Source organism: Acinetobacter sp. 778_lipA, assembly GCF_058242985.1.
The window spans coordinates 3507394-3519764 of sequence record NZ_JBZAYT010000001.1; the positions used below are offsets into that span (position 1 = coordinate 3507394).

Sequence of the window (12371 nt, forward strand, 5' to 3'; positions counted from 1 at the left end):
TCATGAGCGCTCGCCACTCTCGGTTAATTATTTTAGGTTCTGGACCTGCTGGTTATAGTGCTGCTGTTTATGCAGCGCGTGCAAATTTAAAACCAACTTTAATTGCTGGTATGCAACTCGGCGGTCAATTAACCACCACGACTGATGTTGAGAACTGGCCTGGTGATGCTGAAGGTTTAACAGGTCCTGCATTAATGGATCGTATGCAAGCGCATGCTGAACGTTTTGGTACTGAAATTTTATATGATCATATCAATGAAGTTGATCTTCAGGTTCGCCCTTTCGTGCTTAAAGGCGATATGGATGAGTACACTTGTGATGCATTAATTATTGCAACAGGTGCAACAGCGCAATATCTAGGACTTGAGTCTGAACAGGCTTATATGGGTCAAGGTGTAAGTGCTTGTGCTACTTGTGATGGTTTCTTCTATAAAAACCAAAAAGTCATGGTTGTGGGTGGTGGTAACACTGCTGTTGAAGAAGCATTATATCTTTCGAACATCGCCTCACACGTGACCTTGGTACACCGTCGTGACAAATTACGTTCTGAAAAAATTCTTCAAGACCATCTCAATGAAAAAGTTAAAGAAGGTAAAATTTCAATCATTTGGAACCATCAAGTTGATGAAGTTTTAGGTGATAGTAACTCTGGTGTAACTTCTGTACGTATTAAGTCTACCCAAGATGATTCAACTCAAGATGTTGACGTATCGGGTATGTTTGTAGCGATTGGTCACAAACCAAATACAGCAATGTTTGAAAATCAACTTGAATTGCGTAATGGCTATATTCAAGTACGTAGCGGTACTGCTGGCAATGCCACAGCGACATCTGTAGCAGGTGTATTTGCTGCGGGTGATGTTGCTGACGATGTTTATCGCCAAGCAATCACATCTGCAGGTTCAGGCTGTATGGCTGCACTTGACGCTGACCGCTATTTAGATGGCTTAGAATAATTGATTTATTTTGTGTAAAAACAAACCGCCTACATGGCGGTTTGTTTATTTTTGATTTATAAATAAACAAGACCAATGACTTTAAATGAATACAAATTATAGGAAAAAACATGACAACAGCATGGACAGATGGCTATCAGACCGAAGTAAATTACACCTATGGTTACTATAGAGACTTAAGCCCGAATTACCAAAAGTTTTGCTTGTTACTCAATGGGGTTGATTGTCCACCTACCAATGAACGCCACAAACATTGTGAACTCGGCTTTGGTCAAGGTGTCAGTCTAAATATTCATGCTGCATCCAGTTTTGGTTTATTTTTCGGTACAGACTTTAACCCTGCTCATGCTGCCCATGCCAATGTCTTGGCTGAACAAAATCAAGTCCCACATCACTTTTATGACGCAAGTTTTGAAGAGTTACTCAACAAAGACTTACCGATGTTTGACTCGATTAGTTTACACGGGATCTGGAGTTGGATTAGCCACGAAAACCAGCATATTATTTTGCAATTTATCCGAAAATTTTTAAGCCCCAATGGGATTGTCTATATTAGCTATAACTGCCTGACAGGTTGGGCTGCCAATATGCCAATCCGCGAGTTATTTCACAGTCATTTTAAATTTAATAGCACCAGTACCAACCCGCTACAAAAAGTAAATGATTCACTTAACTTTAGTGAAGAGCTGTTAGCGCAAAATCCCCTATTTGCTCAGAGAAATCCAAATGCACTCAACAAAGTGCAAGACTTAAAAAAACAAAATCCAAACTATTTGATTCATGAATACCTGAATCAAGACTGGCAGTGTTTCTCTTTTCAACAAGTGGTAAGAATTTTAGAAGAAATTAAACTGACCTACGCAGGTTCAACAGATTTAAATTCGCATCTAGATAATATTAATTTTAGTGAACAGCATCAGCAATTTTTAAATACCATTGAACACCCTGTTTTTAAAGAGCAATGCCGTGATTATTTTGCCAATACACAATTTAGAAAAGATTTATATATACGCGGGAAAAACACCTTAACCGCATTAGAAATTCAACATCGCTTGAGAAACACAGCCTTTGTCTTATTAACAGCTCCAGAAAAATTACCAAAAACAATTTCAGGATACTTAGGTGAGTTCGATTTAATCCAAGAGATTTATCAACCACTCGGTGCCTATTTTAAACAATGTGACTATAAGCCACAGACGATTGCAGAACTTGAACAAGCCATCCCTGATATTACCTATTCTAAGTTGCTCAATGCCTTGGTGATTTTATGCCACTTAGGTTTAGCACAACCGTGTCAGGCAGCTTCAAATCAAGATATGGTTGAACATGCTCAGAAATTAAATCGTTATTTCCTTGAGCAAGCTAGCTATCATACCAATTATCAAGTCTTGGCCTGTCCACTAACCGGGATTGGTATTCCAGCCGATCAGTTTACCCAACTCTTCTACCGCGCTCATTTTATCGATGGTTTAGACTCTGCCGCACAATTTGCACAATATGTTTGGGATGTGCTAATCCAATTAGGCTGGTTAGTATTAGATCAACAAGGCAATACTGTTTCAGATCCAAAAACCAGCCTTGAAGTCATTCAAGAGAAAGCTCAATTCTTTCTAGATAGTGATAAACTCAAAATTGCAAAACATTTGAAACTTTTTGCATAGGGTCTGTTTAGACATTTAATCACATGATCAGCTAAGATAAAGCTGATCTTTTTTATTGATGAATTCTCGTGAATCAAATCTCCCCTTCACAATTTATTTTTCCAGATCCAATAGAAGCTGATCCAGATGAACAAGGCTTGATTTGTATAGGCGCAGACTTAGCACCTTCTACATTATATGAAGCCTATACACATGGCTTATTTCCATGGTTTTCCGAAGGTGAGCCAATATGTTGGTGGTGTCCAGAACCTCGTTGCATCATTCGCCCTCAGGATTATCATCCAAGTAAATCACTACTGCGAAATATGAAAAAGTTTGATTATAAAATTACCATCAATCATGCTTTTGAACAGGTCATCCGTTCCTGTTCACTCCCACGTAGCTATGCGGATGAAACCTGGATTTCTGAAGAGATTATTCACGGTTATTGCCAACTGTTTGAGGCTGGCTATGCCTATAGCGTTGAAGTCTGGGATCAAGATAAAATTGTAGGTGGATTGTATGGTGTGACGATTGGGCATGGTTGTTTTGGTGAGTCGATGTTTAGCACTCAAACCGATGTTTCTAAAATGGCTTTTTACACACTGATGTTATTGGGCCGAGAAAATAACTTACCGTGGATTGACTGTCAGTTGGTCAATGATCACTTACTCAGCCTCGGTGCTTGTACACTTTCTCGCCATGAATACCTTAAATCGTTACAAGATGTAATAAAACAACCCTCAATAGATTGGAAAAATTATCAAGAGCGTGTATTTTCAAGTAAAACAATAGCGATTTTATCGCGCTTAATGGAATGAAAATAAAAGGAGGGACATGATTTATGAATTCTTATCATCCTAAGTCCCTATTAAACGACTTACAATACTATATTACGCCACCACATGATTGCAGTTATCTAGAAAATAAATCTGCACGTATGGTGTTTCTCGATCCTGTACATCGTATTGATGTTGTCACACTTTCCGAATTATCGCGTGTAGGTTTTAGACGCAGTGGTGACTTTGTTTATCGCCCTGAATGTCATCTTTGCCGTCAATGTTTATCTTGTCGGGTGCCAGTTGCTGAATTTAAAATGAGCAGTGCTCAAAAAAAAGCATGGAAACGCAATCAAGATTTAACCGTTAAAATTATTTCGACCCAAGAGGCGACACAAACGCATTACCATTTATATGAGCGCTATATTATTGAAAGACATGCTGATGGTGATATGTTCCCACCCAGCTATGACCAATTTGAAAAATTCCTGATCCATAGCTGTACCAACAGCTTTTTCCTTGAACTATGGAAAGATGATCGTTTAATTAGTGTCTCTACCTGCGATCAATTGGATGATGGGGTCTCTGCGGTGTATACCTTCTTTGATCCAAATGAAAGTAAGCGCTCACTGGGGGTTTTTGCGATTCTCAAACAAATTGAATATGTAAAATCGTTGGATTTAGATTTTGTTTACCTCGGGTATTGGGTTCCACATGCTGAAAAAATGAATTACAAATCTCAATATGCACCATTTGAATTATTATTAGATGGGCAATGGCGACGGATCAATCGTCATTTGGAGGCTAAAGAAATTGAAGAATTGGGCGATATGCTGATGACCACCCTGCCTTCAGAATGGAATGAGCCGATTATTAAATAATCGGCTTTCACTGTAAATATTCTATAAATTATTAGAACTTATTTAAATAACTTTGAAAAATCATCACTACAGGATTTGACCATAATAATTGCATGTTCACGGCCACCCTGTTGATTTGGATAATAATTTTTTCTTAAATCAATTTGATGAAAGTTGGCTTTTTCATAAAGCGCAATCGCAGCTTTATTTGACTCACGCACTTCAAGAAAGATTTGTACTGGATTATTTTTTAATAATGCAATTGATTCATCTAACAGTTGATAGCCTAGCCCTTTACCTTGCTGGCTCGGATGAATCGCCATGAGTAATAAATTCGCTTCATCTAAAACAGGTTGCAGAATACAAAAACCCACCACTTGATGGTCTTGTTCAATCACCGTACTTAGATAACTTGTTATGGACTCTTCAAATTGACTTTTTTTCCAAGGATGACTTTGTACCAAGTCTTCAATTTGAGAAACAGTGTGCAGATCTGAAGATTGCATTAAACGAATCATCTGCGTTTATCAACTCAATATAAAAAATGAATTATAAGAAATTAAACCAATAAGTCTAATAAAAAGAGCAACAATTGTTGCTCCTTAATTTAAATACTCACTTTAAAAGCCTTACAGACCCAGTTTCGCTTTCCATGTCTCGAGCAAACTTACAGTATCTAGGTCATTTGGATGGAAACCTGGTTTAAAGTATGCCAACATTTCTTTGGTCATTCCTGTGATAATGCCTTTAGATGGGCTATAAGCATATTTATAAATAATACCGAGCTCTTTTAGGTTGAGCTTTCCATCCTCTTTTAATAAACGCACTACAAAAGATGATTGCGCCATAAAGATCAGTACCATTGCAAAAACTAAAGCTGTGGTACGTAAACCATAAGCTTTGATACCTTTACCAAATACAGCTTCATAAACATCATAAGCTACTGCTTTATGTTCATTTTCTTCCACAGCATGCCAATACCACATATACGACATGGTTGGATCAGTCATTAACTTTTGGATATGTCCATTGACTAACAGTTGCGAAGCAATTGTTGCAGTAAAATGCTCTAATGCAGTCGTCGCGGTTAAATCCACCATTTCTTGAGTCATACCAAATGGTTTGACTGCACGTGCAAACCATTTACGTGCACCCTGAATTAACACACCTGTTTCACGCTCGTATTTCTCAACATCATGACCAAACTTTTTTGCTGAAGCATTAAAGTTTTCATGCTCTTTGGTATGCATGGCTTCTTGACCAATGAAAGCACTAATCTCTTTTTGTAATGCTTCATTGTCCTTAATCGCAGGGTGATAACGCACCGCACGTACTGAGTCGATGAAAAGTTTTTCGCCATCTGGGAACAATGCTGACAATGCAGTCATGAAATGTGTAATACCCGCCGAACCACTTGCCCAATATTCAGGTACGTCGTCAAAATTAAAATCCATACGACGTACAGGGAAAGATGCACCAGCACGGTTTGAAATATTCACTTTTGCATTCATTGCGATTCCTCCTATTAAGTGAGATTCACTTAAATTCTTTATGTTTGTTTTTCTCTTTCTTTATATTACGTTTTTATGAAAGTTTAATAATTGCAGATTAGGTCACACAAATATCAGTTAAGGACAGCTTTTGATAGGTATTGTCTAACAATTTATAGCTGGGTTTATTTTATCGATAAAAAAAGCGCTCCAAAGGAGCGCTCTTTTTACACAATCAGCGATTATGCAGTTACTTTAGCAACTACACCAGCACCAACTGTACGACCACCTTCACGGATCGCAAAACGTAGACCTGGATCCATTGCGATTGGGTGGATAAGTTCTACTGACATTTCAACGTTGTCACCTGGCATAACCATTTCAACGCCGTCTTGTAATTGGATTGCACCAGTTACATCAGTTGTACGGAAGTAGAACTGTGGACGGTAACCGTTAAGGAACGGAGTATGGCGACCACCTTCTTCTTTAGAAAGTACATATACTTCTGCATCGAATTTAGTGTGCGGCTTGATTGTACCTGGTTTAGCAAGTACTTGACCACGTTGTACGTCTTCACGCTTAGTACCACGTAAAAGAACACCACAGTTCTCGCCCGCACGACCTTCGTCAAGAAGTTTACGGAACATTTCTACGCCAGTTACAGTTGTTTTAACTGTATCTTTAATACCAACGATTTCAACTTCTTCGCCGACTTTAACGATACCAGACTCTACACGACCTGTTACCACTGTACCACGACCAGAAATAGAGAATACATCTTCGATTGGCATCAAGAATGCTTTATCGATAGCACGTTCTGGTTCTGGGATATAAGAGTCAAGCGCTTCAACAAGTGAAAGTACAGCTGATTCGCCATATTGACCAGCATCACCATTAAGTGCAGCAAGTGCTGAACCACGGATGATAGGCGTGTCATCACCTGGGAAGTCATAAGTAGATAGAAGTTCACGAACTTCCATTTCTACCAATTCAAGTAATTCTTCATCATCAACAAGGTCACACTTGTTAAGGAATACAAGAATATAAGGTACGCCTACTTGGCGAGAAAGAAGGATGTGTTCACGAGTTTGTGGCATTGGACCATCAGTCGCAGCACATACAAGGATCGCACCATCCATCTGAGCAGCACCAGTGATCATGTTTTTAACATAATCGGCGTGACCTGGGCAGTCTACGTGAGCGTAGTGACGAATTGGAGAATCGTATTCTACGTGTGAAGTATTAATTGTAATACCACGTGCTTTTTCTTCTGGTGCAGAATCGATTGCTGCGTAGTCTTTAGCTTCACCGCCGTAAGTTTTTGCACAAATTGTTGCAATTGCAGCAGTTAAAGTTGTTTTACCATGGTCGACGTGACCAATTGTACCCACGTTTACGTGTGGCTTATTACGTTCAAACTTAGCCTTAGCCATGAGAGCTTCCTTTTTAAACTACTCATGCAGGGTCACTGCATGAGCACTTGGTTTTTAACTATGAATTAGTTTGGGCTTATAGTAATCGAAAGATTACTCGTCGTCACCTTTTTTACCGCCAGACTGGAATTTAGAAATGATGCCTTCAGCCACGTTACGTGGAGTTTCAGCATATTTAGCAAATTCCATAGAATATGTCGCACGACCTTGAGACATAGAACGCATTTGAGTCGCGTAACCAAACATCTCAGCAAGTGGAACTTCAGCACGAATTGCTTTAGTACCGCCAGGTAAGTCGTCCATACCCTGAACCATACCACGACGACGGTTTAAGTCACCCATGATATCGCCCATGTAGTCTTCTGGAGTTTCTACTTCAACTTTCATGATTGGTTCAAGCAAGATAGGATCTGCTTTCATGAAACCATCACGGAATGCGTAAGAACCTGCCATTTTGAACGATAATTCGTCAGAATCGACATCATGGTAAGAACCATCAAATAATGTCGCTTTGATACCCACAACAGGGTAACCAGCCAATACACCATTCTTCATACGTTCTTGAATACCTTTGTCAACCGCACCGAAGAATTCTTTAGGTACTACACCACCTACAACTTCTTCAGCGAATTGATATTCTTTACCAGCTTCTTCAACATCCATAGGCTCTAAACGAACATATACATGACCGAATTTACCTTTACCACCTGTTTGACGTACGAATTTACCTTCTTGCTCAACAGTCTTTTTGATTGTTTCGCGGTAAGCAACCATTGGTTTACCAATGTTCGCTTCAACGTTAAATTCACGCTTCATACGATCAACAAGGATGTCAAGGTGAAGCTCACCCATACCCGCAATAATCGTTTGACCAGATTCTTCGTCTGTGCGTACACGGAACGATGGATCTTCTTTAGCCAAACGACCAAGAGCGATAGACATTTTTTCTTGGTCAGCCTTAGTTTTTGGCTCAACAGCAAGAGAAATTACTGGCTCTGGGAATTCCATACGCTCTAGCGTAATGATGTTTTTCTCATCACACAACGTATCACCAGTTGTCACGTCTTTAAGACCTACACATGCAGCGATGTCACCAGCGCGAATTTCTTCAACGTCTTGACGATCATTTGCGTGCATTTGTACGATACGACCAATACGTTCACGTTTAGACTTAACTGGGTTATATACTGGGTCACCTTGTTTAAGAACACCAGAATAAACACGTACGAAAGTCAAGTTACCTACGAACTTATCGTTCATGATTTTGAACGCTAATGCAGAGAATGGCGCTTCATCAGATGCTTCACGAATCGCTTTAGTTTCAGCTTTGTCGTCAAGAATACCTTCGATAGGCTTAACTTCAGTAGGCGATGGTAAGAATTCAATTACAGCGTCCAACATACGTTGAACACCTTTGTTTTTGAATGCTGTACCACAAAGCATTGGTTGGATTTCGCCAGCCAAAGTTTGCGCACGAATACCCGCAACGATGTCTTCTTTAGAAAGATCGCCTTCTTCAAGGTACTTGTCCATCAACTCTTCAGATGCTTCTGCAGCAGCTTCAACCATATTGGTGCGCCATTCTTCAGCAGATGCTTGAAGATCAGCAGGAATATCACCATATTCGAACTGCATACCTTGAGAAGCTTCATCCCAAATGATTGCTTTCATTTCGATCAGGTCAACAACACCTTGGAAATTTTCTTCAGCACCAATCGGAATCACTACAGGTACAGGATGAGCACCTAAACGAGTACGCATTTGTTCAACAACACGGAAGAAGTTTGCACCAGTACGGTCCATCTTGTTCACGAATGCTAAACGAGGCACTTTATATTTATTTGCTTGACGCCATACAGTTTCTGACTGAGGTTGAACACCACCTACAGCACAGTAAACCATGCACGCACCGTCAAGAACACGCATAGAACGTTCAACTTCAATTGTGAAGTCTACGTGTCCCGGTGTATCAATTACGTTGATACGGTGTTCAGGGAACTGCTTACCCATACCAGACCAGAAACACGTCGTAGCAGCTGAAGTGATTGTAATACCACGTTCTTGCTCTTGTTCCATCCAGTCCATTGTTGCTGCACCGTCATGTACTTCACCAATTTTGTGAGATACACCAGTGTAGAACAAAATACGTTCAGTAGTTGTAGTTTTACCCGCATCAATGTGCGCAGAAATACCAATGTTACGATAACGAGAAATTGGGGTTTGACGAGCCATGATTTCTTGCATTCCTAAATTTTGTTGTTTAAAACAGGACGCATCAATGAAGCATTGATGCGTACGGATACTCAATACGTAATGGGCAACTTAAATACCCGCAAATCCCCCACTTTGGTAGAGGGCGATGTTAAATCGTGCTGCAGTACGCATGAGTATTCTCCTGATTAGGGACTGTTTTAGCCGCTTAGAAGCGGTAGTGAGAGAAGGCTTTGTTAGCTTCAGCCATACGATGCACATCTTCACGTTTTTTGATCGCTGCGCCTTTACCTTCAGCTGCATCAAGCAACTCACCAGCAAGACGTAACGCCATAGTTTTTTCAGAACGCTTAGCAGCAGCATCTACCAACCAACGCATAGCTAAGGCAGTACGACGGGATGGGCGTACTTCCATAGGTACTTGATAAGTAGCACCACCAACACGGCGTGCTTTTACTTCGACCATAGGACGAACTTTTTCAAGAGTAGTCTCAAAAAATTCAACTGGGTCTACTTTGTTTTTTTCTTGAACGCGGTCTAAAGCACCGTAAACGATACTTTCAGCAATAGACTTTTTACCATCTTGCATTACGTGGTTCATGAATTTAGCGATTGTTTGGCTACTGAACTTAGGATCCGGAAGGATTTCACGAGCAGCAACTACGCGACGTCTTGGCATTTTAATCTACCTATAAATATGACACTTCAGGTTTATCCAGCATCAGCACAAAGTGTCGTGTGCTATTCACTGGCCTTACTACACGTCGCTTGAATTTCACAAAATTAATGCAGAAATCAGACAAGCGAGACGCTAAAGGATTGCGGCTCTATCTTCTTAAGAAGCTAATCTTTAAAAGATTATTTCTTAGGACGTTTAGTACCGTATTTTGAACGAGACTGGTTACGATCTTTAACACCAGCACAGTCCAAAGAACCACGAACGGTATGGTAACGTACACCTGGTAAGTCTTTAACACGACCACCACGGATAAGAACAACACTGTGCTCTTGTAGGTTATGGCCTTCACCACCGATATAGCTAGAAACTTCGAAACCTGAAGTTAAGCGAACACGGCAAACTTTACGCATTGCTGAGTTAGGTTTTTTAGGTGTAGTTGTATAAACACGTGTACAAACACCACGACGTTGTGGACAAGCCTTCAACGCAGGAACTTTTGATTTTTCAATCAAAGTTGTGCGACCCTTACGGATCAACTGATTTGTTGTTGCCATATGGCAATTCTCCCGTTAATAAAAAGCCTCAAAAAATTACCACTTTTTGAGGGCATGCAATTGTAAGCCAAGAAGTAAAAATGGTCAACATTCAACATGGTGTCAAATATTGACCATTTCAAGCTTTGGCTGAATAGATGATTCAACCTAATCAGGCTTATTTTCTGATTTTGTTTCAGTAACTTCTTGCGATTTTTCAGTTAATTTTACCACATTTTCTGCAGTCGCTTTAGCTTTTATAGGGGTGCGCTTTTTTGTTACAGTTTTCGCAGGTGCCGATGTTTTCGCTACTTCTTTTGCTTTCTCTGTAGAAGCATTCACTGTTACTGCTTTCTTTTGCCCAGTGCGTTGAGGTTTTACTGGTGTCGCTTTATTTTCCAGTTGAGTCGCATGTTTATCTTCAATGTGAGTTTCAGCCAGTTTTTGAATCCCCTGCCCAACTTTTTCCTCAGCATTGGGCTCTTCAACAGTTTCACTGGTTTTTTCTTTCACTTCAACATGAGTAATTGCTTCATTTTCAACCTGATGCTCTGCTTTCTCTGTAAGTGTTTGTGCTTTACTGTCGTCTAAAAGCAAGGGATGCGCATCTGAGATCAATTGACTAAATTTTTCATAAGCCTCTAATACATCAATTTTTTCATCAGAATGCTGTAACAAATATTGCCTTGCACCTGAAAATACGATTTGAGCTTTATCAGTTGCATCATCGACTAACTTCCAGCTATATACAGCACTGATTCCCATCGTAGCTAGGGGTGTAAGTCGTGTCAGCAAGCTAAAATGTGGAAGATTATTCATCCACGGCAACTTAAATGTACCATCCTCATTTGCCACCCATTTTTTTAACAGCTCTATATCATTGCTTGAACCTAAAAGCTGTTGCAATTGACTCACATTGTGAGTTTGCAACACCCCTGCAAAAGTTCGTATTGCCGCCATTAATGCGTGTTTTTCAGCAACAGTGCCTAGATCAATTTGTTTAAAGATGTATTCAACAACGGCATGATCTTTTGCATTCAACTCAAAACCATGCGCTCTTCCAGTGTGATAAACACTTCGAAGTGCCAAAGCCAGTGAACTAGGTACATCAAGAATTGCACCTACGCCACCAAACGCACCAGTAACCGCACCTTGAATTGCAGCTATAATTTTATTCTGATTTGCCAATGCAATACTGATTCGTTGTGAACGTTCAGTATCCTTAGCCAATTCTGCCAAGCTTTTTGCACCCACTTCTTTTAGAACAGCATCTACAGACGTCAATTCTGAAACAAACTCATTGAGCTTATCAAAAATAAAATCAGACAATTTATCGTTTAAATCTGGCGAAATAAACGAAGCGACATTATTGATTTTTTTAAAATGTTTCCCCAAAAGCTGTCCCGTTACATTCGGTAGATGTTCTCGTAGCATCTGTTGAGGATTTTCATATTGTTTACGCTCAAAAGCACTTCTTTCTTGAGCAGTACCTTGCACAACGGATTCAACTTTAGGACTGTGGCTCAATTTACTCACCGTACCAGGAGCAACATGATTGACCACACTTAAACCTGTTTCGCTTAGCTTTTTGGCTACGCCAAAAGCATTTGAAATAAATCCGCCGGATTGTTTTTTATTAGAATTTGCCATGTGCACCCTCGTAACTGTGGTTTTTCAAACACTAAAGCTTGTATTAAATAGTTTCTCAACGCTTACATTAATGTACTGATTTGCGAATCAATACAATCACTATTTCACAAAATTTCAATACAGATCATCATACTATACAA

11 protein-coding genes are annotated in these 12371 nt (G+C 39.8%); 4 read left to right on the plus strand and 7 right to left on the minus strand.

Annotation, left to right across the window (positions count from 1 at the left end):
* Positions 1–2: 2 nt before the first annotated feature.
* The 4 genes from trxB to AC4CUY_RS16575 all read left to right on the plus strand — a co-directional run bounded on the left by trxB (position 3) and on the right by AC4CUY_RS16575 (position 4256).
* Positions 3–956, plus strand: coding sequence for a thioredoxin-disulfide reductase (gene trxB / locus AC4CUY_RS16560; RefSeq protein WP_004723647.1), 954 nt, complete (start codon positions 3–5; stop codon positions 954–956).
* A gap of 110 nt (positions 957–1066) precedes the next feature.
* Positions 1067–2617: a methyltransferase regulatory domain-containing protein gene (locus AC4CUY_RS16565; RefSeq protein WP_336952047.1), complete on the plus strand. Its 1551-nt coding sequence runs from the start codon at positions 1067–1069 to the stop codon at positions 2615–2617.
* A 68-nt stretch (positions 2618–2685) separates the two neighbouring features.
* Positions 2686–3417, plus strand: coding sequence for a leucyl/phenylalanyl-tRNA--protein transferase (gene aat, locus AC4CUY_RS16570; RefSeq protein WP_336952048.1), 732 nt, complete (start codon positions 2686–2688; stop codon positions 3415–3417).
* 23 nt (positions 3418–3440) lie between these two features.
* The gene (locus tag AC4CUY_RS16575; protein ID WP_336952049.1) at positions 3441–4256 is read left to right on the plus strand and encodes an arginyltransferase; all 816 of its coding nucleotides are present in this window, start codon (positions 3441–3443) and stop codon (positions 4254–4256) included.
* A 38-nt stretch (positions 4257–4294) separates the two neighbouring features.
* On the opposite strand, the gene rimI is transcribed toward AC4CUY_RS16575, so the two are convergent.
* The 7 genes from rimI to AC4CUY_RS16610 form a co-directional block, all read right to left on the minus strand.
* Positions 4295–4753, minus strand: coding sequence for a ribosomal protein S18-alanine N-acetyltransferase (gene rimI / locus AC4CUY_RS16580; protein ID WP_336952050.1), 459 nt, complete (start codon positions 4751–4753; stop codon positions 4295–4297).
* A gap of 111 nt (positions 4754–4864) precedes the next feature.
* Positions 4865–5746, minus strand: a complete 882-nt coding sequence (locus AC4CUY_RS16585; protein WP_096735010.1) for a metal-dependent hydrolase — start codon at positions 5744–5746, stop codon at positions 4865–4867.
* 221 nt (positions 5747–5967) lie between these two features.
* Positions 5968–7158, minus strand: coding sequence for an elongation factor Tu (gene tuf, locus AC4CUY_RS16590; protein WP_004723653.1), 1191 nt, complete (start codon positions 7156–7158; stop codon positions 5968–5970).
* 93 nt (positions 7159–7251) lie between these two features.
* Positions 7252–9390: an elongation factor G gene (fusA, locus tag AC4CUY_RS16595; protein ID WP_336952051.1), complete on the minus strand. Its 2139-nt coding sequence runs from the start codon at positions 9388–9390 to the stop codon at positions 7252–7254.
* Between the two features lie 187 nt (positions 9391–9577).
* Positions 9578–10048 (minus strand): 30S ribosomal protein S7, encoded by a 471-nt coding sequence (gene rpsG, locus AC4CUY_RS16600; protein WP_004655203.1) that lies wholly within the window; start codon positions 10046–10048, stop codon positions 9578–9580.
* Between the two features lie 179 nt (positions 10049–10227).
* A complete protein-coding gene (rpsL, locus tag AC4CUY_RS16605) occupies positions 10228–10602 on the minus strand; it encodes a 30S ribosomal protein S12 (protein ID WP_004648013.1) in 375 nt (124 codons plus the stop codon).
* A gap of 147 nt (positions 10603–10749) precedes the next feature.
* The gene (locus tag AC4CUY_RS16610) at positions 10750–12231 is read right to left on the minus strand and encodes an EcsC family protein (RefSeq protein ID WP_419360718.1); all 1482 of its coding nucleotides are present in this window, start codon (positions 12229–12231) and stop codon (positions 10750–10752) included.
* Between the last annotated feature and the right edge of the window lie 140 nt (positions 12232–12371).